The 24,111-nt window shown below is 69.0% G+C and carries 20 protein-coding genes; 11 read left to right on the forward strand and 9 right to left on the reverse strand.

All coding sequences use genetic code 11. The annotated features are described in order from the left end of the window. Positions 1-212: 212 nt before the first annotated feature. The 4 genes from ACFRAQ_RS16680 to ACFRAQ_RS16695 all read left to right on the forward strand — a co-directional run bounded on the left by ACFRAQ_RS16680 (position 213) and on the right by ACFRAQ_RS16695 (position 2,570). Complete coding sequence (locus ACFRAQ_RS16680) at positions 213-944, forward strand: rhomboid-like protein (protein ID WP_379100330.1); 732 nt, start codon at positions 213-215, stop codon at positions 942-944. 63 nt (positions 945-1,007) lie between these two features. Next, positions 1,008-1,685, forward strand: coding sequence for an endonuclease NucS (nucS, locus tag ACFRAQ_RS16685; RefSeq protein ID WP_354850151.1), 678 nt, complete (start codon positions 1,008-1,010; stop codon positions 1,683-1,685). Positions 1,686-1,689: 4 nt separating this feature from the next. Then, complete coding sequence (locus ACFRAQ_RS16690) at positions 1,690-1,995, forward strand: ATP/GTP-binding protein (RefSeq protein WP_379100332.1); 306 nt, start codon at positions 1,690-1,692, stop codon at positions 1,993-1,995. 161 nt (positions 1,996-2,156) lie between these two features. After that, entirely contained in the window at positions 2,157-2,570 is a 414-nt protein-coding gene (locus ACFRAQ_RS16695; protein WP_379100334.1) for a hypothetical protein, read from the forward strand. Between the two features lie 86 nt (positions 2,571-2,656). On the opposite strand, the gene ACFRAQ_RS16700 is transcribed toward ACFRAQ_RS16695, so the two are convergent. Together ACFRAQ_RS16700 and mce are read right to left on the reverse strand one after the other, a co-directional pair. Further along, a complete protein-coding gene (locus ACFRAQ_RS16700; protein ID WP_379100336.1) occupies positions 2,657-3,628 on the reverse strand; it encodes a hypothetical protein in 972 nt (323 codons plus the stop codon). Between the two features lie 86 nt (positions 3,629-3,714). Next, on the reverse strand, positions 3,715-4,212 hold the full coding sequence (mce, locus tag ACFRAQ_RS16705) for a methylmalonyl-CoA epimerase (protein WP_357289341.1): 498 nt from the start codon (positions 4,210-4,212) through the stop codon (positions 3,715-3,717). Positions 4,213-4,299: 87 nt separating this feature from the next. On the opposite strand from mce, the gene ACFRAQ_RS16710 reads away from it, so the two are divergent. The 3 genes from ACFRAQ_RS16710 to ACFRAQ_RS16720 all read left to right on the forward strand — a co-directional run bounded on the left by ACFRAQ_RS16710 (position 4,300) and on the right by ACFRAQ_RS16720 (position 7,055). Beyond that, on the forward strand, positions 4,300-5,484 hold the full coding sequence (locus tag ACFRAQ_RS16710) for an acetyl-CoA C-acetyltransferase (protein ID WP_379100338.1): 1,185 nt from the start codon (positions 4,300-4,302) through the stop codon (positions 5,482-5,484). Positions 5,485-5,767: 283 nt separating this feature from the next. Then, positions 5,768-6,139, forward strand: a complete 372-nt coding sequence (locus ACFRAQ_RS16715) for a DUF3817 domain-containing protein (RefSeq protein WP_357289336.1) — start codon at positions 5,768-5,770, stop codon at positions 6,137-6,139. Between the two features lie 58 nt (positions 6,140-6,197). After that, a complete protein-coding gene (locus tag ACFRAQ_RS16720) occupies positions 6,198-7,055 on the forward strand; it encodes a tetratricopeptide repeat protein (RefSeq protein WP_379102102.1) in 858 nt (285 codons plus the stop codon). A 70-nt stretch (positions 7,056-7,125) separates the two neighbouring features. Here ACFRAQ_RS16720 and ACFRAQ_RS16725 read toward each other — a convergent pair whose 3' ends face one another. Then, positions 7,126-8,487, reverse strand: a complete 1,362-nt coding sequence (locus tag ACFRAQ_RS16725) for a TrpB-like pyridoxal phosphate-dependent enzyme (protein WP_379100341.1) — start codon at positions 8,485-8,487, stop codon at positions 7,126-7,128. 120 nt (positions 8,488-8,607) lie between these two features. Here ACFRAQ_RS16725 and ACFRAQ_RS16730 point away from each other — a divergent pair, with 120 nt between their 5' ends. Continuing rightward, on the forward strand, positions 8,608-9,228 hold the full coding sequence (locus ACFRAQ_RS16730) for a TIGR03086 family metal-binding protein (protein ID WP_379100343.1): 621 nt from the start codon (positions 8,608-8,610) through the stop codon (positions 9,226-9,228). A 7-nt stretch (positions 9,229-9,235) separates the two neighbouring features. On the opposite strand, the gene glgB is transcribed toward ACFRAQ_RS16730, so the two are convergent. The 3 genes from glgB to ACFRAQ_RS16745 are packed head-to-tail and all read right to left on the reverse strand — an operon-like array spanning position 9,236 to position 14,080. Continuing rightward, positions 9,236-11,407 carry a 1,4-alpha-glucan branching protein GlgB gene (gene glgB / locus ACFRAQ_RS16735; protein WP_379100345.1) on the reverse strand — a complete coding sequence of 724 codons (2,172 nt, stop codon included), beginning with the start codon at positions 11,405-11,407 and terminating at the stop codon, positions 9,236-9,238. Then, the gene (locus tag ACFRAQ_RS16740; protein WP_379100347.1) at positions 11,404-13,407 is read right to left on the reverse strand and encodes an alpha-1,4-glucan--maltose-1-phosphate maltosyltransferase; all 2,004 of its coding nucleotides are present in this window, start codon (positions 13,405-13,407) and stop codon (positions 11,404-11,406) included. Before ACFRAQ_RS16740 ends, glgB begins: the two co-directional genes overlap by 4 nt. 22 nt (positions 13,408-13,429) lie before the next feature. After that, positions 13,430-14,080 (reverse strand): PaaI family thioesterase, encoded by a 651-nt coding sequence (locus tag ACFRAQ_RS16745; protein WP_357098629.1) that lies wholly within the window; start codon positions 14,078-14,080, stop codon positions 13,430-13,432. A gap of 211 nt (positions 14,081-14,291) precedes the next feature. Here ACFRAQ_RS16745 and glgP point away from each other — a divergent pair, with 211 nt between their 5' ends. Next, entirely contained in the window at positions 14,292-16,865 is a 2,574-nt protein-coding gene (gene glgP / locus ACFRAQ_RS16750; protein ID WP_379100350.1) for an alpha-glucan family phosphorylase, read from the forward strand. 6 nt (positions 16,866-16,871) lie between these two features. On the opposite strand, the gene ACFRAQ_RS16755 is transcribed toward glgP, so the two are convergent. After that, entirely contained in the window at positions 16,872-18,926 is a 2,055-nt protein-coding gene (locus tag ACFRAQ_RS16755; RefSeq protein ID WP_379100352.1) for an AMP-binding protein, read from the reverse strand. Between the two features lie 270 nt (positions 18,927-19,196). Here ACFRAQ_RS16755 and ACFRAQ_RS16760 point away from each other — a divergent pair, with 270 nt between their 5' ends. Together ACFRAQ_RS16760 and ACFRAQ_RS16765 are read left to right on the forward strand one after the other, a co-directional pair. After that, complete coding sequence (locus ACFRAQ_RS16760; RefSeq protein ID WP_379100354.1) at positions 19,197-20,564, forward strand: NCS2 family permease; 1,368 nt, start codon at positions 19,197-19,199, stop codon at positions 20,562-20,564. Between the two features lie 153 nt (positions 20,565-20,717). Continuing rightward, complete coding sequence (locus ACFRAQ_RS16765; RefSeq protein WP_379100356.1) at positions 20,718-21,224, forward strand: DoxX family protein; 507 nt, start codon at positions 20,718-20,720, stop codon at positions 21,222-21,224. Between the two features lie 162 nt (positions 21,225-21,386). Here ACFRAQ_RS16765 and ACFRAQ_RS16770 read toward each other — a convergent pair whose 3' ends face one another. Together ACFRAQ_RS16770 and ACFRAQ_RS16775 are read right to left on the reverse strand one after the other, a co-directional pair. Then, a complete protein-coding gene (locus ACFRAQ_RS16770; RefSeq protein ID WP_379100358.1) occupies positions 21,387-23,432 on the reverse strand; it encodes an ATP-dependent DNA helicase in 2,046 nt (681 codons plus the stop codon). A 90-nt stretch (positions 23,433-23,522) separates the two neighbouring features. Beyond that, positions 23,523-24,089: a nicotinamidase gene (locus ACFRAQ_RS16775; RefSeq protein ID WP_379100360.1), complete on the reverse strand. Its 567-nt coding sequence runs from the start codon at positions 24,087-24,089 to the stop codon at positions 23,523-23,525. Positions 24,090-24,111 lie beyond the last annotated feature (22 nt).

Here is a 24,111-nt window from a genome sequence, read left to right on the forward strand (position 1 = left end):
ATTCCGAACCCGGAAGCTAAGGCCACCTGCGCCGATGGTACTGCACTCGACAGGGTGTGGGAGAGTAGGACACCGCCGGAACATCATTCGCGAAGGCCCCCAGCATCTGCTGGGGGCCTTCTGCGTATTCTGATGTTTCCCGGGTATCTCCCGGGTATGTACCCACAGAGAGTTCCCAGCCGAAAACCAGTCCCGGCTGGATGAGAAAGACAATGATCGACAGCATGGTCCTCGCGCCCGCGCCTCAGCGGCCCGTCACCGCCCGCCGCTTCCGGTGGTCGGCCCTCTGGCTCCCCGCCACTTACAGCTACGTGGGTGTGCTGATGGCGGTGGCTGTCGCCCTGACCATGGTGAGCGCTCCCCGTGAGACGCGAATCCTGCTGCACGCCAGCACCAACTTGCACAATCTCACCAACGGTCGCTTCGGCACGTTGTTCTCCAGCGCCTTCCTGGTCGGTGAGGGCGCGGCCACGGTCTTCTTCATCGTCCCCATGCTGGCCTGCCTGCTCGCGTTGGCGGAGCGCAGGCTCGGGGCTGTGAAGCTTGTGCACACTTTCTTCGTGGGCCATATCGGTGCGACAGTCCTGGTCGCGCTGGGCCTGTGGGTGGCTGTGCAGTCGCAGCTGATCCCCGGCAGCATCGCCATGGCCCAGGACGTGGGCGTCAGTTATGGCTCGATGACCGTCGTGGGCGCCCTGGTGGCCGTGCTGCCGCCGCATCGCCGGTGGGTGTGGGCGGCCACGTGGCTGTCGTTCGCGTTGGGCGGGGTGGTGCTGTGGCACACCTTCACCAATGTCGGTCACTTCCTGGCGCTGTGCCTGGGGCTGGGGATCGGGCGGTTGACGATTCGCCGGCAGGGCGGTGCGGTGCGGCCGTTGAACGTTCCGGAGTACCTGTTGCTGGCGGGCGGGTCGCTGTTCGCCTGCCTGATGCTGCTGGGCTGAGTACGGCGCCGCCGGGTCGAGGCCGCGTCACCGCGGCCGCCGCCCGGTCACTAGACTCGACCGGTGCGCCTTGTGATTGCTCGTTGCCAGGTCGATTACGTTGGCCGTCTGACCGCCCATCTGCCCATGGCTCGTCGTCTGCTGATGATGAAGGCCGACGGTTCGGTGCTGGTCCATTCCGACGGTGGTTCCTACAAGCCGCTCAACTGGATGAGCCCGCCGTGCTGGCTGGAGGAGCGGGAAACCGATTCGGAGACAACCCAACTGTGGGTGGTGTCCAACAAGGCCGGTGAGGAACTCCGGATCACGGTCGAGGACATCGAGCTGGATTCCAAGCACGAGCTGGGTGTGGACCCGGGTCTGGTGAAGGACGGCGTCGAGGCGCACCTGCAGGAGCTGCTGGCCGAGCATATCGAGACCCTCGGCCCCGGTTACACCTTGATCCGCCGCGAGTACATGACGGCCATCGGCCCGGTCGACATTCTGTGCCGGGACGCCGACGGCGCGACGGTGGCGGTGGAGATCAAGCGCCGCGGTGAGATCGACGGCGTCGAACAGCTCACCCGCTATCTGGAGCTGCTCAACCGCGATCCGTTGCTGGCTCCCGTGGCCGGCGTGTTCGCCGCCCAGCAGATCAAGCCGCAGGCGAAAACCCTTGCCGCCGACCGCGGTATCCGTTGCCTCACCCTGGATTACGATGCCCTGCGCGGCACCGACTCCAGCGAATTCCGGCTCTTCTAGGCCCATGCCCCGCCGCAAGCCCCGCCCCAAGGACTCGGCGCGTTCCCATGGGGATCCGCGCCCCCTGGGCGATGTCTTCGGCCGTACCGAGCATGGTCCCGGCACCGACGAATCCTTCATCGTCCGAACGGTTCCCGGCACCCGGGCCACCAAGTCCTATCGCTGCCCCGGCTGCGATCAGGTGATTCCTCCCGGCACGCCGCATATCGTCGCCTGGGCCGAGTACGGCGGTGAGGACGACCGCCGCCACTGGCACACCGGATGCTGGAAGGGCCGCAACACCCGCACCATCACCCGCCGCTGGTCCTGACTACCCCCGAGTCCTGACGCCCCAGGAATTGGGGGAGATCGTTTCCGGCTGCACCCTCTCCCGCCTCGCTAGGCTCCCGATCTGACGTTTCGCTGAGCGTTTTTGCTGCGCTGGCCGTGAATCTCGCGGGGAGCCCCCTTGCCTCGGCGGGGCTCATCACTATGAATGTCACTGCCGCAAAGGGAGTCTCGGATGAGCAGGCTGCGTGGACTGTCGATCTGTACGTCACGTGTACCCCCGGCAGCAGTCCTGTCGCTCCGCTGATCTATGTGACGGACAATGGCAAAGCGATGCCTGGGAGTCCCGTGACACCGGGGACGGGAGAGGCCGCGCGGTTCGGGGCCTGCTTCGCCCTCGGTACCGGCTATGAAGCGCCGGCCGAGATCGCCTTCAAGCCGACGACTCGCGGCCCGCATCACATCGTCGCGACGCAGTACAAGCCGGACGGATCGGTCCTGAGCACGATGTCGCGAGATGTGACCCTTCCTGCGGATTCCGCCCTGCCCTGCACGGTCGGTGCGGGCAGTGCCATGACCGATATCTTCTGCTACCTGCCCTCTGGTTCCGCGTCCTGATCACCTTCGGTCGCGCATAAGGAAGGCCGCCTCCCGGTGGGGAGGCGGCCTTGGTGCGGAACGGGTTGTCGCCCGGGGTGGTGGAATTAGCCGGAGATGTCGGCGTTCTCGCGCTCGTCGACGAGGTCCTCGTCGTCCTGCGCCTCGGAGATGGCCTTACGGCCGCCCTTGGCGAGGGAACGCTGTTCCGGTGCGCCGTCGAGGAGTTCGCTTTCGCGGTTGACGGCGGCGAGCATGGCCGGGACCGAGTCGAGCTGGCCGCGGATGCCGAGCAGCTGGGCCAGGACGCGGCCGCGGAGGACACGCATTTCCTCGGCGAGTTCCTTGGCGTGCGCGATCTTCCGATCAGCGGTGTTGGTCGCCGAGGTGATGAGGCGGTTGGCCTCGTCGGTGGCGTCCTTGATGCGCTGGGCGGCCTCGGCGCGGGAGGTGGCCTCGAGCTCCTCCATGGCGCGGGTCAGCTTGGTGCGCCGCTCCGCCATGGTGACCTCGAAGTCCTGCTGCGTCGCCTTGCGCTTGGCGTCGGACTCCTTGGTGAGGCGATCGGCCTCGGCGTTGGCCGCCTCGACGATCTTGGCGGACTCGGAGCGGGCGTTGGCGAGAGTCTGCTCGAATTCGATTTCGAGAGCTTCGCGCTTCTCCTTGGTCTCGGAGAGGAGCGATTCGTACTTCCCACGCATTTCGGTGGCCTGCTGCTCGGCGATCGAGATCATCTCGGCGGCCTCGGCCTGAGCCTGGGCGCGGACCTCGGAGGCCTCGTCGGAGGCCAGGCGCAGCATGCGGGAGATGCGATCGGACATGCCTTCGGCGGTCGTCGGCGGCACGGACAGCCGGTCGACTTCCTTACGGAGCTCGTCGATCTCGTCCCGGGCATCCTCGAGCTGGGCGGCCAGGTTGCGGGCCTGGGCGGCGGCGGCATCGCGGTCGGTGGCGGTGACCCTTAGCTCGGCATCGAAACGGTCGAAGTAGTTACGCACCTCGTCACGGTCATAACCCTTCCGCACAACGGTAAAGGGCAGCGCGACGAAGCGATTGCGATCGGGCTCAGTGGACGACATGCCCCACAAACTACAGCCTGACCGTCGCGGATGGTGACCCGACCGCGAATGTTGTTACGCCCTCTTTAGGAGGGCGGAACACGGTACTAGTGAGTAGTTTTCGCGGCCGGTTCGACGAGTTCGACCAGCACACCGCCAGCATCCTTGGGGTGGATGAAATTGATGCGGGAACCGGCGGTTCCACCACGCGGCTCTGCGTACAGCAAACGCAAGCCCCGTTCACGGAGTTGCGCGGAAACCGCCTCGACATCGGTGACGCGGTAGGCGAGCTGCTGCAGGCCAGGACCGTTTCGGTCGATGAACTTGGCGATGGTGGACTCCTCGTTGAGCGGAGCCAGCAACTGGAGAGCGACCGAGCCCTCGGGCGTGCCGGGGACCGACAGCATGGCCTCGTGGACGCCCTGCGACTCGTTGATCTCGCGGTGGGTCTCCACCATGCCCAGATTGTCGCGGTACCAGGCGACCGCGGAATCCAGGTCCGGCACGGCGATTCCCACGTGATCGACGGCCACGACGTATTCCGACGGGATGAATGCGGTGTTCTCGGTAGTGCTCACAGCAGTGACGGTAGCGCGCACCCGCATACCCCCGCCGAAGTGCCTGGAGTTACCGTGGAGTACGGCTCCGATGGTTGGCGGGGCCGTGACGACACACAGTAAGTGAGGCCCCACGTGACGACTACCTCCGTGATCGTGTCCGGTGCGCGCACCCCGGTGGGTCGCCTGCTCGGGTCGCTGAAGGATTTCAGTGGCTCCGACCTGGGCGGCATCGCCATCAAGGCGGCGCTGGAGAAGGGCGGGGTAGCGCCCGATCAGGTCGACTACGTGATCATGGGCCAGGTGCTCACCGCCGGCGCGGGCCAGATCCCGGCCCGGCAGGCCGCGGTCGCCGCGGGGATCCCGATGGACGTCCCGGCGCTGACCATCAACAAGGTGTGCCTGTCCGGCATCAACGCAATCGCCATGGCGGATCAGCTGATTCGCGCCGGTGAGTACGAGATCGTGGTGGCCGGCGGCCAGGAGTCCATGACCAACGCCCCGCACCTGCTCGAGAAGAGCCGTGAGGGCTTCAAGTACGGCGACGTGAACCTGCGCGACAGCATGGCCTACGACGGTCTGTACGACATCTTCACCGACCAGGCCATGGGCGCGCTCACCGAGCAGCGCAACGACACCGACAAGATCAGCCGCGAGGAGCAGGACGCCTTCGCCGCCGCCTCGCACCAGAAGGCGGCCGCGGCCTGGAAGAACGGCCTGTTCGCCGACGAGGTCGCGCCGGTCTCCATCCCGCAGCGCAAGGGCGACCCGATCGTGTTCGCCGAGGACGAGGGCATCCGCGCCGACACCACCGCGGAGTCGCTGGGCAAGCTGCGGCCAGCCTTCCGCAAGGACGGCAGCATCACCGCCGGTTCCGCCTCCCAGATCTCCGACGGCGCGGCCGCCGTGATCGTCATGTCGAAGGCCAAGGCCGAGGCGCTGGGCCTGAGCTGGATCGCCGAGATCGGCGCGGCCGGCGTCGTCGCCGGTCCCGACTCCACCCTGCAGGACCAGCCCGCCAACGCCATCGCGAAAGCCTGTGCCAAGGAAGGCATTTCGCCGGCCGAGCTGGACCTGGTCGAGATCAACGAGGCCTTCGCCGCGGTCGGCATCGCGTCCACCCGCACGCTGGGCATCGACCCGGAGAAGGTGAACGTCAACGGCGGCGCCATCTCCATCGGCCACCCGCTGGGCATGTCCGGCGCCCGCATCGTGCTGCACCTGGCCAACGAGCTGAAGCGCCGCGGCGGCGGCGTCGGCGCGGCCGCCCTGTGCGGCGGTGGCGGCCAGGGAGACGCCCTGATCATCCGCGTGAAGTAGCGCGCCTCCCGCACGACCGAAAGGCCCCGGCTCCACTGGAGCCGGGGCCATTTTCGAGGTTGGCCCGTGTTCCCGCCTTGGGTGCCCTCGGACGCAGGCCACGGCTCGCGGCCTTCGGGGGCCAGGGCTTGGCGCCGCTCGCACCTCTGGTGGTGTGGAGTTCGGCCCCCGCACCTGACCTTGTGGGGTTCGGGGCGCGGCCCCCGGAAATCCCTCCCGAACGCTGAAAGCGTGTGACCAGCTCCACTACGGGGCGTCGTAGCCGGTCGGGCAGAATGGGGGCATGGGTGATCTGTTCGACCTGTCCACGGTCGCGAAGCGTGTGCGTTTCTTCGGCCTGCTCGAGGTGCCGTCCTGGGTGCTGCTGTTCATCGGCTCGGCCCTGAAGCGCGCCGACGCGCTGGGCATCGCCGATCAGCCGATCAAGTGGCCGGTGATGGTGTTCGGCATGCTGCACGGCGTCGTGTTCCTGGCGTACGCGATCAACTGCCTGCTGGCCTCGCGTGAGTTCGAATGGCCGGGCAAGACCACGCTTCTCGCGCTGGCCTCCTCGGTGGTGCCGTTCACCTCCGTGCTCTTCGAGCGGTGGGCGATCAAGACGGGTCAGCTCGGTGAACTGAGCGGAGCCCCGGCGCCCGCCGCCGTCGCTTCGTGACAAACTGGATGGCGTGACTCGACCCGCACGCCGTCCTTCCGCCGCCGCAGCCGCCGCCATGTCGGGCGCTGTGGACCTGTCCGCTCTCAAGCAGCCGGCCGCCCCCGCGGGGGAGGTCCCGGGTGACCACGCCGTCACCGAGGCCAATTTCGAGGATCGAGTGCTGCGGCGCTCGACCCAGGTCCCGGTGGTGGTGGCGCTGTACTCGCAGCGCAGCCCGGGCAGCATCGAGCTGGTGAAGCTGCTCGAGCAGCTGGTCGGCCGCAGCGGCGGCGACTGGGATCTGGCCACCGTCGAGGCCGAGGCCAATATGCGCATCGCGCAGGCCTTCGGTGTGCAGGGCATTCCGACCGTGGTCGCGGTGGCCGCGGGCCAGCCGCTCGCCGACTTCACCGGCAATCAGCCGGAGGAGCAGGTGACGCAGTGGCTGGCCGCCGTGGTGGACGCCGTGCGCGGCAAGCTCCCCGGTGTCGGCGAGGGTGACGCCGCCGAGCCCGAGATTCCCGAGGATCCCCGTTTCGTCGCGGCCGAAGAGGCTTTGGAGCGCGGCGAATTCGACAACGCCATCGCCGCCTACCAGGACATCCTGACCGCCGAGCCGAACAATGTCGAGGCGAAGGCCGCGCTGCGGCAGGTCCAGTTCATCTCCCGCGTGCAGGATCTCGACCCGGCCGCGGTGGCCAAGGCCGACGCCGACCCGGCAGATCTGGACGCCGCCATCGCCGCGGCCGACCTCGAGATGTTCAACCAGCAGCCCGACGCCGCGTTCGATCGGCTGATCGCCCAGGTCAAGCGCACCGCCGGGGACGACCGCACCCGGGTCCGCACCCACCTGCTGGAGCTGTTCGAGCTCTTCGACCCGGCGGAGCCGCTGGTCGTGGCCGCCCGCCGCAAGCTGGCCGCCGCCCTGTACTGATTCCGGGATCAGGGAGCTCCCGGCGCGGGGATTCGGACAGAATCCCGCGGTGGGAGCTCCCTGATCTTGTTCAGAGCTTGGGTAGTCCGGCGAGCGCCGCGTCGATCCGGGGCTGGGGCAGTTCGAAATCGGGGATGTCGCCCGCCAGATAGCGTTCGTAGGCGGTCATGTCGAAGTGGCCGTGCCCGCACAGTGCCGTGAGCAGGACCTTCTCCTCCCCGGAGGCGGTGCAGCGGTGGGCTTCCTCGATGACCGCCGCGAGCGCGTGCGAGGGTTCGGGGGCGGGCAGGATGCCCTCGGTCTTGGCGAAAGCGACCGCGGCGGCGAAGCATTCGCGCTGCTGCTTGGACACCGCCTCGAACAACCCGAGCTCGTACATGTGCGAGAGCAGCGGCGACATGCCGTGGTAGCGCAGACCGCCCGCGTGTACGGGATCGGGGATGAAGTCGTGGCCCAGGGTGTGCATCTTCATCAGCGGCGTGAAGCCCGCGGTGTCGCCGAAGTCGTAGGCATAGATGCCGCGGGTGAACGACGGGCAGGCGGCCGGTTCGACGGCGCGGATGACGGGATTCCCTCGGCCCGCGAGCTTTTCGCGCAGGAACGGCAGGAACAGGCCCGCGAAGTTGGAGCCGCCGCCGGTGCAGCCGATGATCACGTCGGGGGCGCGCTCGCCCGCCGCGGCGAACTGCTTCAGCGCCTCCTCGCCGATGACGGTCTGATGCATGAGCACGTGGTTGAGCACGCTGCCCAGCGCGTAGCGGGTGAACGGGTCGCCCGCGGCCACTTCGACCGCCTCGCTGATGGCGATGCCCAGGCTGCCGGGCGAATCCGGGTGGTCGGCAAGGATTTTCGCGCCCGCCGCGGTGACCGGGGAGGGGCTGGCGTGCACGGTGGCGCCCCAGGTCTGCATGAGGGTGCGCCGGTGCGGCTTCTGGTCGTAGGAGGCGCGGACCATCCACACCTCGCAGTCGATGCCGTACTGCGCGCACGCGAAGGCCAGCGCGCTGCCCCACTGGCCCGCGCCGGTCTCGGTGGTCAGGCGGCGGGTGCCTTCGGCGGAGTTGTAGAAGGCCTGCGGCACAGCGGTGTTCGGCTTGTGTGAGCCCGCGGGGGAGACGCCCTCGTATTTGTAATAGATGCGCGCCGGGGTGCCGAGCGCCTTCTCGAGTCGGCGCGCCCGGAACAGCGGTGTCGGCCGCCAGAGCCGGTACACGTCGATGACCTCGTCCGGGATGTCGAGGTAGCGGTCGCCGCTCACTTCCTGCCGGATCAGTTCCATGGGGAACAGCGGGGCCAGGTCCTCGGGGCCGACGGGCTGCCCGGTGCCGGGGTGCAGCGGTGGCGGCGGGGGTTCGGGCAGGTCCGGGATGACGTTGTACCACCGCCGCGGGATCTCGGATTCGTCCAGTGTGATCTTGGTGCGCTCGTCCACGGGGCCCTCCCGGGCTTGATCCGACTGTCCGTCCAGGGTGCGCCCGAAGCGGACCTGTTGGTGTGGAATTCGCCGGATTGTTCCTGGTCATGATCGATCGGAATTAGTAAGCTTGTGCGTATGATAAGCACGTACGAAGAGTTACTGGCCTCGGACACCGAACTGCTCGCGCTGGACGCCCGCGCGGTGCGGACGAGCATCGACGTGGTGTCGGGGGTGACCTCGGGCGACCTGGACGCGGCCACCCCGTGCGCGGGCTGGACGCTGCGAGATCTGCTGGAGCACATGATCGTTCAGCACTACGGGTTCGCCGCGGCGGCTCGCGGTGAGAGTGACCTCGGGCTGTGGAAGCCGCGGCCACTGGGTGCGGACCCGGTCGGCGAATACCGCGCGGCGGCCCAGCACGTGCTGGCCGCCTTCGCCGAGCCGGGCGTGCTGGAACGGCAGTTCCCCCTGCCGGAGATCCGCGACGGCATCGTCATCCCGGGGACGCTGGCGGTGAGCTTCCACTTCATCGACTACGTCGTGCACTCGTGGGATGTCGCGCGGGCGCTCGGCCGGACCGTGGCATTCGACGATGACCTGGTGAGCGCGGCGCTGCCGGTGGCCGAGGCCGTCCCGCGGGGCGCGGATCGGGAGCGTCCGGGCGCGTCGTTCGCGCCGGAAGTGCCCGGCGCTCGGACCTCGGGGCTGGATCGGATTCTGGCGGTGCTGGGCCGTTCCCCCGGATGGCCGGAGTAGCGAACGGTCAGTCGCGCGGGGCCGGTGGGGCGGTCGAGAGCCAGATGGCGCTGTGCGGCGGCAGGGTGAGGGCGGCCGACACCGGGCGGCCGTGCCACGGCTGCTGTTCGGCCGGGATCGGCCCGTGGATGCCCGCGCCGCTGCCGCCGTAGGCGACGGCGTCGGTATTGAGCACCTCGTACCACGAAACCTGTTCGCACTCCGGCAATCCGATGCGGTAGCCGCTGAGCTGCCGCCCGGAGAAGTTGTACACGCAGGCGAGAATCGACCCGTCGGTGCCGTACCGCAGGAACGACAGCACATTGTTGTCGCGGTCGTCGGCGTCGATCCAGGCGTACCCGCCCGGCGAGGTGTCCTGACTCCACAGCGCCGGATTCGCGACGTAGAGCCGGTTGAGGTCGCCGACCAGGGCCTGGATGCCGCGGTGCAGCGGGTTCTCCAGCTCCTGCCAGTCCAGTCCGCGGTCGTGGTCCCATTCCCGGAACTGGCCGAAGTCCTGGCCCATGAACAGCAACTGCTTGCCCGGATGCGCCCACAGGTAGGCGAGCAGCGCCCGCACCCCGCCCGCCTTGGCGTAGTCGTCGCCGGGCATGCGGGTCCACAGCGTGCCCTTGCCGTAGACGACCTCGTCGTGGCTGATCGGCAGCAGGTAGTTCTCGCTCCAGGCGTAGGTGAGGGAGAAGGTGACCTCGTTGTGGTGCCAGCTGCGGTGCACGGGATCGCGGGCCAGGTAGCCGAGGGTGTCGTGCATCCAGCCCATGTTCCATTTCATGGTGAAGCCGAGCCCGCCGACCTCGGTGGGGCGGGTGACGCCGGGCCAGGTGGTGGATTCCTCGGCGATGGTCAGCACGCCCGGATGATGCTTGTGCACGGTGGCGTTCATCTCCTGGAGGAAGGCGACGGCCTCCAGGTTCTCGCGACCGCCGTGGATGTTCGGTTCCCAGTCCGGGCGCGAATAGTCCAGGTAGAGCATGGAGGCGACGGCGTCCACACGCAGGCCGTCGAGGTGGAATTCCTCGATCCAGTAGAGCGCGTTGGCGACCAGGAAGTTGCGGACCTCGTGGCGGCCGAAGTTGAAAACGTAGGTGCCCCAGTCGAGTTGCTCGCCGCGGCGCGGGTCGGCGTGCTCATAGAGGGCGGTGCCGTCGAAGCGGGCCAGCGCCCACTCGTCGCGCGGGAAGTGCGCGGGCACCCAGTCCAGGAGTACGCCGATGCCCTTGCGGTGCAGGTGATCCACGAGGAAACGGAAGTCGTCGGGGGAGCCGAAGCGGGCGGTCGGCGCGAAGTAGGACGTGACCTGATAGCCCCACGAGCCGCCGAAGGGGTGCTCGGCCACGGGGAGGAGTTCCACGTGGGTGAAGCCTTGGGCGAGAACGTATTCGGCGAGCTGCTCGGCGATCTCGCGATAGTCGAGACCCGGCCGCCAGGAGCCGAGGTGCACCTCGTAGATACTGATCGGCGCGCGCAGCGGGTCGGTGCGGGCGCGTTCCCGCAGCCATTCCCCGTCGCCCCAGGTGAATGCGCTCGCCGTGGTCACCGAGGCGGTGGCGGGCGGCACCTCGGTCGCGAAGGCCATGGGGTCGGCGTGATCGACCACACGCCCATCCGCCCCGTGCACTCGGTACTTGTAGAGCGCCCCGGGCCCGATGCCGGGCAGGAACACCTCCCACACGCCCGAATCGCCGAGTCTGCGCATGGGCGCGGTGTTTCCGCTCCAGCCGTCGAAGTCCCCGATCACGGCGACGCCGCGCGCGTTGGGCGCCCACACCGCGAACGCGGTGCCCGTCACCTCGCCGTCGAAGGAGGGGTAGGTCCGGGGATGCGCGCCGAGCACCTCCCACAGCCGCTCGTGACGGCCCTCCCCGAGCAGGTGCAGGTCGACGTCGCCGAGGGTGGGCAGGAAGCGGTAGCCGTCGGCCTCGACCACGGTGCGCCCGCCCGGATAGGAGGCGACGATGCGGTAGTCCCACAGCTCCGGGAACGGCAGGACGGCCTCGAACACCCCGTGATCCCGGTGCGTCAGTGGATGATCCACCTCGCCGACGCGGGCCGCGACCGCGTCCGCGTGCGGGCGGAGCACCCGGATGACGGTGCCGTCCGGATGCGAGTGGGCCCCCAGCACGGTGTGCGGATCGGGATGCGTGCCCGCCGCCAGCAGCAGGAGGTCACGCCGGTTCATCGGAACGATCTGCGATAGGCGAGTTCGGTGCGCGCGGCGGCCGGGACCGGCGGCAGGGTGAGGATGTGGGCGGCCGCGCGATGCGGGTCCAGGCGCACGTAATTGCTCTGGCCCCAGTGGTATTCCTCGCCGGTGATCTCGTCGGTCACCACCGGCCGGTCGTGCCATTCGCGGCCGATGGCGGGCAGATCCAGCGACACCATGCCGTGTTCGGTCCCGAACGGGTTCAGGTTCACCACGACGAGCACCGCGTCACCGGTGGTCGGATCCATTTTCGAGAACGCCAGGATCGCGTCGTTGTCCACGTGGTGGAAGTGGATGCAGCGCACCTGCCGCAGCGCCGGGTGCGCGCGCCGGATCTCGTTGAGCCGGGTCAGCCACGGTTCCAGGGATTCCCCGCGCGCGGCCGCGGCGGCGAAATGCCGTGGGCGCAGCTGGTATTTCTCGGAGTCGAGGTATTCCTCACTGCCGGGCCGCAGCGCCTGGTGCTCGTACAGTTCGAAGCCGGAGTACACGCCCCAGGTCGCGCCGAGGGTGGCGGCCAGCACGGCCCGGATCGCGAACATGCCGGGCCCGCCGTGTTGCAGGCTCTCGTGCAGGATGTCGGGGGTGTTCACGAACAGGTTGGCGCGCGCCTCGTCGGCCTTGGCGGCGAGTTCCCGCCCGAACTCCTCGAGCTCGTGCTTGTGGGTGCGCCAGGTGAAATACGTGTAGGACTGACTGAATCCGCGGCGCGCCAGCCCGTACATGCGGGCCGGGCGGGTGAACGCCTCGGACAGGAAGATGATCTCCGGGTGCTTCTTGTGCACCGCGGCGATCAGCCATTCCCAGAAGTCGGCGGGCTTGGTGTGCGGGTTGTCGACCCGGAAGATGGTGACGCCCAAGCCGATCCAGTGCCGGACCACGCGCAGCACCTCGGCGTAGAGCCCGTCGGGGTCGTCGTCGAAGTTGAGCGGGTAGATGTCCTGGTACTTCTTGGGCGGGTTCTCCGCGTAGGCGATGGTGCCGTCGGGCAGGGTGATGAACCATTCCGGATGCGAGGTCACCCACGGGTGGTCGGGCGCGCACTGCAACGCCAGGTCGAGCGCCACCTCCAATCCCAGTTCCCGGGCGGCCGTGACGAAGTCGAGGAAGTCGGCCTCGGTGCCCAGCCGCGGGTGGATGGCGTCATGGCCGCCCTCGTCGGAGCCGATGGCCCACGGCGAGCCCACATCCTCGGGGCCCGCGGTCAGGGAATTGTTGGGCCCCTTGCGGTTCACCTTGCCGATCGGGTGGATCGGCGGCAGGTACACCACGTCGAAGCCCATGGCGGCGATGCGCGGCAGATCTTTGGCGGCGGTGGCGAAGGTGCCGTGCACCGGCTTGCCCGCGGCGTCCCAGCCGCCGGTGGAGCGCGGGAAGAATTCGTACCAGGAGCCGTACAGCGCCCGCTGCCGGTCCACCTGCACGGTGTGCAGCGGCCCGTGGGTCACCAACTCCCGCAACGGGGTTGCCCGCAGGATCTCGCCGACCTCGGCGCTGAAGGCGGGCGCCACGCGCGCGGGCAGCTGGGCGTCGCTGCGCAGCGCGGCGGCCGCGGCGCGCAGGATCTGCCACTGCTGCTTCGGCACCGCGAGCGCGGCCCGGTCCAGCAGGCGCGCCCCGAGCTCCAGGTCGTTGGCCAGGTCGACGGCGCTCTGCCCGACGGCCAATTTGGCCTCGACGCCGGAACGCCAGGTGGCGATGGGATCGCTCCAGCCCTCGATGCGGAAGGTCCAGCGGCCGGGCGTGCTCGGGGTGAACGCCGCGTTGAACACGTCCGGCTCGTATTCCGGGCTCATGCGAATGCGTTGCGTGCGTGCCGAATCCGGGCCCTGCACCGCGAGGGTCGCGGCCACGACCTCGTGTCCCTCGCGCCAGACCACGGCCCGGACCGGGACCACCTCGCCCACCACGGCCTTCGACGGCCGGCCGCCGGGGATCGCGGGGGCGGTGTCATCGATGGCGATGCGGCCGGTCACGCCTTCGAACTTACCGGAGCGACTACTGCTGGCCCGGCTTGAGGAGCAGGAACAGGCCGTGCGCCTCGGCGCACAGCCGGTCGCCGTCGTGCAGGGTGGCGCGCACGAACACCTTGCGGCCCTCCTGCCGCTCCACCCAGCCGTGCACCCTCAGCTCGGTGTTCAGCGGCGTGATGGACCGGTAATCGACGTGCAGGAACGCGGTGCGGGTGACCGCGCGTGTGTTCAGCGCCACGGTCATGCCGAGCAGGTCGTCGAAGCCCAGCGCGATGTGGCCGCCGTGCGCGGCCGCATTGCCGCCCAGGTGGAAGGTGCGGAAGGTGATGCGCGCGTGCACGCCCTCGGCGCTCGCGTCGTCGATCAGGAACGGCGGCAGGGTGATATTGCCGCGCGCCGGCAGGTCGTTGCGGTGCCAGGCGGGCGCGTCCCACTCGTCGCCGACCGCGGAGTCGAGCTTGGCGTTGAGCTCCTTCAGCGTGGCGATGGCCTCGAGGGCGACCTCGTCGGTCGGGGAGGCGAGCCGGACCCGGTCCATCAGCCCGCGCACCTGCTCGATGAACTCCCCGTAGTGCGGCCCACCCCGGCTGGCGTCGCGGCCTAGGGTCTGGATCGGCCGAAACCCGCCCTCATGGTGCTCTTCGGGGGCCAGTGCCTCGACCTGCTGCTCGCTCATGTGAAACACGTTATCGGTTGCTTACCGGATGCTCCGAGTGGGGATGCCGCTGACCAGCATCAGACCCGCCCGAAGGTTCGCGGCCGTCTCGATTCCGGACCGCGCTCCGCCGCCCCGCGCTCGGAGCGGGGGAGCGGAGCGGAGGAGGGAAGAATCGAGTCCTCGGGGCCGCGAACCCGCCCGGAGCGAAGCGGAGGGCAGAATAAGCACCGTGAAGGCATTGCGTCGATTCACCGTTCGTGCCCATTTGCCGGGGCGGTTGTCAGCTCTGACCGAGTTGGCGACCAATCTGCGCTGGTCCTGGCATGGGCCCACGCAGGACGTGTTCGCGGAGCTGGATCCCCGGTTGTGGGTCGAGGTCGGCAACGATCCGGTGCGGATGCTGGGCGAGGTGCCCGCCGAACGGCTCGACGAGCTGGCCGGGGACGAGGCCTACACGCGGCGTGTGGATGCCGCCGCCGAAGACTTGCGTGACTATCTGGCTCGGCCGCGCTGGTTCCAGAAGCAGCGGAGCGGGCCGCGCGGGATCGCCTACTTCTCGATGGAGTTCGGCGTCACCGAGGTCCTGCCCAACTATTCGGGCGGGCTCGGGATTCTGGCGGGCGATCACCTCAAGGCCGCCTCCGATCTGGGCCTGCCGCTGATCGGCGTCGGATTGCTGTACCGCTCCGGCTATTTCCGGCAGTCGCTGACCGCCGACGGCTGGCAGGCCGAGCGCTATCCGGCGCTGGACCCCATGGGCCTGCCGCTGCGGCTGCTCACCGACGGGGACTCCGGCGCGCCCGTGCTCATCCACGTGTCCATGCCGGAGGGCCGGGTGCTGCGCGCCCGGGTGTGGATCGCCCAGGTCGGCCGGATCCCGCTGCTGCTGCTCGACTCCGACATCGCCGAGAACGATCCGGAACTGCGCGCCGTCACCGACCGCCTCTACGGCGGCGACCAGGACCATCGCATCAAACAGGAGATCCTGGCCGGGATCGGCGGCGTGCGCGCGGTGCGCGCCTACACCCGCGCCAACGGCCTGCCCGATCCGGACGTCTTCCACATGAACGAGGGTCACGCCGGTTTCCTCGGCATCGAACGCATCCGCGAATTCATGGTCGCCGGAATGGATTTCGACACCGCGCTGACCGCGGTCCGGGCGGGCACCGTGTTCACCACCCACACCCCGGTGCCCGCGGGCATCGACCGTTTCGCGAGCGCGCTGGTGCGCCGCTACTTCGGCGGCGCGCACGGCGAGCGCGAATCCCCGGTGCTGCCGGGCGTTTCGGTGGACCGCATCCTCGCCATGGGCCGCGAGGCCGATCCGTCGGTGTTCAACATGGCCCACCTGGGTCTGCGACTCGCCCAGCGCGCCAATGGCGTGTCGAAGCTGCACGGTGAGGTCAGCCGCTCCATGTTCGCGCCGCTGTGGCCGGGCTTCGACGCCGCTGAGGTGCCGATCGGCTCGATCACCAACGGCGTGCACGCCCCCACCTGGGCCGCGCGCGAGTGGATCGACAAGGCCCGCGAGCTGATCGGCGACGAACTGGTCGAGGAGGCCCGCGGCTGGGAACGGCTCTGCGACGTCGACCTGCGCGAACTGTGGTCCACCCGCAATGCCCTGCGCGGCGTCCTGGTCGACGAGGTGCGCCGCCGGTTGCGCGCCTCCTGGCTCGACCGCGGCGCCGCCCCGGCCGAACTCGGCTGGGTCGACGAGGTTTTCGACCCGCGCGTGCTGACCGTCGGCTTCGCTCGCCGCGTCCCCACCTACAAGCGGCTCACCCTCATGCTGCGCGACCCGGACCGGCTGCGCGCCCTGCTGCTCGACCCGGAACGCCCGGTGCAGCTGGTGGTGGCGGGCAAATCCCACCCCGCCGACGAGGGCGGTAAGGCGCTGATCCAGCAGATCGTCCGGTTCGCCGACGATCCGGCGGTGCGGCACCGCATCGTCTTCCTGCCCGACTACGACATCTCCATGGCCCGCTACCTGTACTGGGGCTGCGATGTCTGGCTCAACAATCCGCTGCGCCCGCTCGAGGCGTGCGGCACCTCCGGTATGAAGTCCGCCCTCAACGGCGGCCTCAACCTGTCCATCAAGGACGGCTGGTGGGACGAGATGTGCGACGGCGAGAACGGCTGGTCCATCCCGACCGCCGACGGCGTCCGCGACGAGCACCGCCGCGACGACCTGGAGGCGTCGGCGCTCTACGAACTGCTGGAACGCGCTGTGCTGCCGCGCTTCTACGACCGCGACCACGACGACCTGCCGGTGCGCTGGATGGAGATGGTCCGCCACACTCTGCGAACCCTGGGCCCGAAGGTGCTGGCCTCGCGCATGGTCCGCGACTACGCCGTCGACTACTACGCGCCCGCCGCCGCGGCCTTCGGCGCGGTGTCGGCCGACGACTTCAAGGGCGCGCAGGACCTGTCGGTGTACCGCCGCCGCGTCGAATCCGCCTGGCCCACCGTGAAAGTCCTGCAGGTGGACAGTGCCGGGCTACCCGACATCCCGGTGATCGGCGCGGAACTGGACCTGCGGGCCCGCATCGACCTCGGCGGCCTGACCCCCGCCGACGTCAGCGTGCAGGCGGTCCTGGGCCGGGTCTCACCCAGCGACGACCTCACCGACGTCCACAGCTTCCCCATGCAGCATGCCGGAAATGATTCCGGCGCGGACGTTTTCACTATCCGGACGCCGGTGCCGATCTCCGGTGCGGTCGGCTACACCATCCGCATCCTGCCGCATCATCCGCTGCTGGCCTCGGACGCGGAACTGGGTCTGATCGCCTCGCCCAGCCCGTAGTCGCGCTCAGGCGGGCGCGATCAGTGTCCGCTTGAGAATCTTCCCGGTCGTATTGCGCGGCAACGCCTCCAGGAAGGTGACGTCGCGCGGCACCGAGAAACGGCTCACCCGGTGCCGGATGTAATTGCGCACCATCTCCGAGTCCAGCCCGGAGCCCGGGCGCGGCACCACGAAAGCCGCCAGGCGCTGCCCGAATTCGTGATCCGGCACGCCCACCACCGCCACCTCGCTCACCTGCGGCAGATGCGACAGCGCTTCCTCCACCGCGCGCGGGAAGACGTTCTCGCCGCCGGAGATGATCATCTCGTCGTCGCGGCCGGCCACGAACAGCTTGCCGGAGGCGTCGAGATAGCCGATATCGCCGGTGTCGAGCATGCCGTCGGCCTCGTCGGGCGGGGTGGCGTCGGTGTAGCCGTCGAAGAGCATGTGATTGCCGACGAAGATGCGGCCCGTCGCGCCCACCGGCACCGGCCGCCGATCCGGGCCCAGCACCGCCAGTTTCGTGCCCAGCGGCGGACGGCCCGCGGTGGTGGGGGACACCCGCAGATCCGCGGAGTCGGCGATGGACGCCCACGACACTTCGGTGGAGCCGTACACGTTGTAGAGGATGTCGCCGAAGGTGTCGAGGAAACGCAGCACCGTCGCACCGTCCAGCGGCGCACCGCAACTGGCCACGATGCGCAGGCTCGACAGGTCGTAGCGGGCGCGCACCGCCGCGGGCAGATCCAGGATCCGATTCACCATGATCGGCACCACCACCAGGGCCGTCACCTTGTGCTCGGCCACCCGGCGCAGCGTGTCCTCGGCATCGAAATGATCGCCCAGCAGCACCGTCGCCCGTACGGCCGTCGACATCTGCAGCGCCCCGAGGCCCCAGGTGTGGAACAGCGGGGCCGGGATGAACATGGTCTCGTTGGTGCCGAACGGGATTCGCGACAGCAGCGCGGCCACCGTCCCGAATCCCTTGGGGTGCGGCCGCCGCGCGCCCTTGGGCGTCCCGCTGGTGCCGGAGGTGAGCACCACCAGCCGGCCCGGGCGCGGCGCCTTGCGCGGCGGATCCTGACGCATGGCGATCAGGTCCTCGATGCTGGTGCGGCCCGCGTCCGGCGGGGCGTCGTCGGTGGTGAATCGTGGGACGTCGGCGGGCACGTGGCGCACCAGATCCTCGAACTCGCTGTCGGAGAACAGCGCCGAGAGCCGGTGCCGCTGCACGATCTCCTCGATCTGCCGCGCGGGCAGCCCGGTATTGAGCAGCACCGCGTCCGCGCCCGACTTGCCCGCCGCGACCATGCACTCGACCATGCCGGTGTGGTTGCGGCACAGCAGCCCGATCGACGTGCCCGGGCCGAAGCCGAGCGAGGTGAACGCACCCGCGAGTGCGCTACTGCGCGCGTGCAATTGGTCGAAGGTGCTCGAGTACCGGTCGTCGATCACCGCCGCCCGGCGCGGGGAGTGCGCGGCCGCCGCCGCGTAGCCGCCGCCCAGGCTGAACCCCCACTTGGCCAGGCCGCCGATCTGCCGCAGGCCCACATCGGGGCGATAGGTGCGCACCACGCCGGAGCTCACCATCTGCCGGACCACCCCGGCCTGCAACTTCATTCGGGAATCCTCGGCATTGACGACGCGGGCCGTCGGCGCGCCCTGGATCAGCTCGGCCACCCGTTTCAGCCCGGCCTGCGTCCAGGCCGCCACCGCCGCGTTCGGGAGCTGGGTGAGCAGCGGATGCACGGGCGCGGCCTTGAAATAGGTGACGTAGATCCGGGTGTGCCCGGCGTCGCCGCGCAGCCGGATCGTGGCGAAGCTGCCGTGTTCGGAGTAGTGCAGTTCGAAACCCTCGCCCGCGCGGGTGATGTGCCTATGGATACGCACCACCCGGATCTCGGTGCCCGCGCCGCCCACTCGCATATTCCACGCGGGGTGCGCATCGACGGTGTCGGCGGGCTCGCAGGCACCGATTCCGGGAAATAGCCGGGGGTAGGTCTGCGGGTCGATCAGGACGTCCCAGAGCGATTGGCGGTCGATCGCGAACTCCGCGACCGCGTCGATGACATCGGTAACCACTGGCGTACAACTTCTGCCTGGCCGGTTCCCCTGATCAACCCCGGCGGATTACGTATTTGTAACGTCCCAGACAATGGCGGTCAAGGATCTCTAATTACCGGCCGGTAATCAGTTTATTTGCGGATCAATTGCGCTGGTCGTGAGTGGAAACCAACGCTCTGGCAGGTGGGATTGCCCACAGTTCGCCGGGGTGGTGGGCGAACCGACCCGTCCGACCAACTAGCGTGACCAGCAGCCTCTGTCCTCCTGGTCGACTGGAGATCCCCACCTATGAGCACCGACGTCCTCACGCGCACCAAGGGGCGCGTCGACCGGTACTTCGGCATCAGCGAACACGGTTCCACCCTCGAGCGCGAGCTGATGGCCGGCACCGTCACCTTCCTGGCCATGTCCTACGTGCTCGCGGTCAACCCGCGCATCCTCGGCGACGGCCCCGGCGGCGATCTCCACGACAAGGGCATGCCGGTCCAGGCCGTGTTCACCGCGACCGCGGTCGCCGCCATCTTCGGCACCCTGGTCATGGGTCTGTGGGCCAAGTACCCGGTCGCGCTCGCGCCGGGCATGGGCCTCAACGCCTTCTTCGCCTACACCGTCGTGCTGCACATGGGCATTCCGTGGCAGGAGGCGCTGTCGGGCACCTTCCTGTCCGGCGTCATCTTCTTCATCCTCGCGGTGACCAAGGTGCGCGAGAAGATCATCGAAGCCATCCCCATGCAGATGAAACTCGCGGTCGGCGCGGGCATCGGTATGTTCGTGGCCTTCCTCGGGCTCAAGAGCGCCGGGATCGTCACCTCCGATCCGAACACCTTCGTGCACCTGGGCAACTTCCACCACGGCACCACGCTGCTCGCGCTGTTCGGCCTGGTGGCGACGGTCGTCTTCCTGGTGCTCGGCTGGCACGGCGCGGTGCTGTACGGCATCCTCGCCACCACCGTGGTCGGCATGGTGACGGGCCTGGTGAAGCTGCCGGACTCGGTGGCGGCGCTGCCCCACGGACTGGATCAGACCTTCGGCCAGGCCATCATCCACCTGCCGGGCGCGTTCACCGGGCAGATGGTGGTGGTCGTGCTGACCATGCTGTTCGTCGACTTCTTCGACGCCTCCGGCACCCTGATCGGCGTCGCCAACCAGGCCGGGCTGCTGGGCAAGGACGGCAAGCTGGAACGCGCCGGGCAGGCGCTGGCCGCCGACTCGGTCGGCACCGCCGCGGGCGCGGTGATCGGCACCTCGAGCACCACCGCCTACGTGGAATCCACCGCGGGCGTCTCGGCGGGCGGCCGCACCGGCCTGACCGCGGTCGCCACCGCGGGCTGGTTCCTGATCGCGCTGTTCTTCTTCCCGACCTTCGCGGTGTTCGCCGACGTCTCGGCGGTGACCGCGCCCGCGCTCATCGTGGTCGGCGTGCTGATGGCCCGGGCGCTGGGTGAGATCGAGTGGAACAAGCTCGAATTCGCGGTGCCCGCCTTCATCACCGTGATCATCATGCCGCTGACCTACTCCATCGCCAACGGCATCGCCATGGGGCTGCTGTTCTATCCGATCGTCATGATCGCGAAACGGCGTGCGCGCGAGGTGCATCCGATCATGTGGGTGCTGATGGCGGTGTTCCTCTACTACTTCTGGTTCCTGGCCGAGTAGGGCAGGCGAGCTCTCGAGCGAGCCGGATTTCGGGCGCGAGGCGGAATAGCCTCGCGCCCGCTCTCGTTGGGGACCTGCTGTAGGCTCCAAAACGGACCACGGTCCGGATGGACGACCGGAGTAACGTAGAGAACCGAAAGACGAGGACCCGCCATGACCGCAACCGTGAACGCCACCACCTCCAAGGCTCCGACCGGTATCGACATCGGCCTCGCCATCGTGCGGGTCAGTGTCGGCGGCCTGCTGGCCGTGCACGGCAGTCAGAAGCTGTTCGGCTGGTTCAACGGCTACGGCCTGGACGCCACCGCGGGCTCGTTCGCGAAAATGGGCTACGACCCGGGCAAGTTCTTCGCCACCCTGGCCGGGCTGAGCGAGCTGGTCGGCGGTCTGCTGCTGGCGCTGGGCCTGCTGACGCCCCTGGCCGCGGCCATCGTGCTGGGCACCATGATCAATGCGCTGAACGTCACCTGGAGCGGCGGCTTCGCGAGGTGGGAGCTGCCCGCGGTCTACGCCCTCGTGGCTGTCGCCTTCGCGTTCGCGGGCCCGGGCCGGATCTCGCTCGACGCGGGCCGTCTGTGGCAGCGTCAGGGTCTGGCCTGGGGGGCCGGCGCGATCGCGCTCGGCGTGGCGGCCGCGCTCATCACCCTTGCGGTGAAGTAGCGAAACCCGATCGGAAAAGTTTCGGGTCCCCGCGCCGCGTGCAGGGCTTGGCGCGGGGACTACGGACACATCCGATGTGGGAATTGGGGGTTCACCGGAGTATCGAAATCCAATTTACTTCTACCCGGAAGTAGGAGCTACTCCTGTGAGGGTTCTCACAGGTCATTTCAATTGTGCGACACTATTTGTCAGTCGTTCGAGAGCTTTTGTCACAACTTGGGGATCGGATGTTTCCCAATAAGGTGGTAAAGATGCTCGAAGATAACCGCCATAGCGTGCCGTCGCGAGTCGCGAATCGAGAATTGCGATAACGCCGCGATCGTCCACACTGCGCAGCAGGCGGCCCGTGCCCTGCGCCAGCAGCAGCGCCGCGTGATTGGCCGCGATCGACAGAAAGCCATTGCCACCTCGGGATTCGACCGCCCGCTGGCGGGCCACCAGCAGCGGGTCGTCCGGGCGCGGGAACGGAATGCGGTCCAGGATCACCAGGCTCAGCGACGGCCCCGGGACATCCACGCCCTGCCATAGCGAAAGTGTTCCGAACAGTGAGGTTTCCGGGTCGTCGGCGAATTTCCGGACAAGTGCGCCGGTCGCGTCGTCACCTTGGCACAACACGGGCGTATCGAGCCGTTCACGCAGAATCTCGGTGGCCGCCTTGGCCGCTCGCATCGACGAGAAAAGCCCGAGCGTGCGCCCGCCCGCCGCGCGAATGAGACGTTCGATCTCGTCCAGGTAGGACTGCGGCAGCCCGTCCCGGCCCGGCGCGGGCAGATGCTTTGCCACATACAGGATTCCGGACTTGGCATGATCGAACGGCGAACCCACGTCCACCGAATTCCAGCGCAGCGCTTTCTCGTCCGAGGGGGCTTCGGCGCCGTTGGCCAGCGCGGGATCCACCACCGCCGACGACTGCGGCGGCAGGCCCCAGGTCACCGCCAGATTGTCGAAGGAACCACCGATCTGCAGGGTCGCCGAGGCCAGCACCACGGTGGCGGTGCCGAACAGGTGGCTGCGCAGCAGACCGCCCACCGACAGCGGGGCCATCTGCAGGGTCCGGCGCGGCACCCCGCGGATCTCCTCCGAGGACAGCCAGACCACGTCGCGGTGCGCGGCCGGATCGGCCTCCTCGAAGGTGGTCAGCACCCGGACCGCGGCGTCGTGCACCTCCTCCACCGCCGCCAGCGCCTGATTGCGGGCCGCCGCCGACTCCGGATCGGCGGCCTGGCCGCCCTGCGGGGCCAGCGCGGTGCGGGCGTTCCAGGCCGCGTCGCGGATCAGCGCCAGCACCGGGGCCGCGCCGTCGGGCATCCGGTCCCAGCGGCCGGGCTGCAGGTCGTCGAGCAGGCCGTGCCAGGCCTCGGCCGCGCCCTCGAGCCGGTCCACTTCCTGTTCGTCGATGAGCTTGGAGCAGCGTTTGGCGGCGGCGCTGATGCCGCCGGTGGACAGTTCGGCGGTGGCCACGCCGGTCACCCGGTCCACCAGTTCGTGCGCCTCGTCCACGACCACCACGTCGTGTTCGGGCAGCACCTGGATGCCGCTGATGGCGTCGATGGCCAGCAGCGCGTGATTGGTCACCACCACATCGGCCTGGGCGGATTCGGCGCGCGCCTTCTCCGCGAAGCAGTCCTGGCCGAACGCGCAGCGGGACTTGCCCACGCATTCGCGGGAGCTGACGCTCACCTGCCGCCACGCGCGATCGGTGACGCCGGGGGTGAGCTCGTCGCGGTCGCCGTTCTCGGTGTCGGAGACCCATTCGTTGAGGCGCTGGACCTCGCGGCCCAGCTTCGAGATGGCGAACGCGTCGAACAGTTCCTGCTCCGGCTCGTCCGGAATCGCGCTGTTGATCTTGTTCAGGCACAGATAGTTGTTGCGTCCCTTGAGAATCGCGAACTGCGGCACCCGGCCCAGATCCGACGCCAGCGCGTCGGCCAGGCGCGGGAGGTCGCGATCCACCAGCTGACGCTGCAATGCGATGGTCGCCGTCGACACCACGACGGTCCGTCCCGTCCGCACCGCGTGGCGCAGACTCGGCACCAGATAGGCGAGGGACTTACCGGTACCCGTGCCGGCCTGGACGGCGAGGTGTTCACCGGTGTCGATGGCGTGCGCGACCGCCGCGGCCATCGTCTGCTGCCCCTTGCGTTCCTTACCTCCCAACGCCTGTACAGCGGTGGCCAGGAGCTTGGGAACGGCAGGCAGTTCGGGCACGCGACGACATTACTGCGCCGCCCTGACAACCCTCGCGCAAACCTCGGCGGGCCGTCCGGCAGGACCGATTTCCGCCGACAGCCGGGCGGGTCACTCCAGCGTTCCGGCCAGTTCCACGCCGGATTCGCGCAGCGTCTGCAGCGCGGTGGCCAGGGTGCCGGGGGAGACGGCGGCGGTGAGGCCGAGCAGGACGCGGGTCTCGAAGCCAGCCGCGCGGGCGTCCAGGGCGGTGGCCCGTACGCAGTGGTCGGTGGCGATGCCGCAGACGTCGACGGCATCGATGCCGCGGTCCCGCAGCCAGGCGTCCAGGGCGGTGTCGCCGTCGGTGGCCGTGCCCTCGAAGCCGGAGTAGGCGGCGGTGTAGGCGCCCTTGGAGAAGATCTCCTGGATCGCGGTGGTGTCGAGGGCGGGGTGGAAGTCCGCGCCGGGGGTGCCGACGCGGCAGTGCGGCGGCCAGGTGTCGACGTAGTCGGGTTGCGCGGAGAAGTGCGCGCCCGGGTCGATGTGGAAGTCGCGGGTGGCGACGATCGCGGTGTAATCGGAGACGCCCAGGTATTCGGTGATGCGTTCGGCCACGGCCGCGCCGCCTGAAACGGCCAGCGAGCCGCCCTCGCAGAAGTCGTTCTGGACGTCGACGACGATCAGGGCTCGGCTCATGGACTGCCTCCCGGGGCCTGGG

The sequence above is a fragment of the Nocardia sp. NPDC056611 genome (genome assembly GCF_042792755.1).
Lineage (GTDB): Bacteria > Actinomycetota > Actinomycetes > Mycobacteriales > Mycobacteriaceae > Nocardia.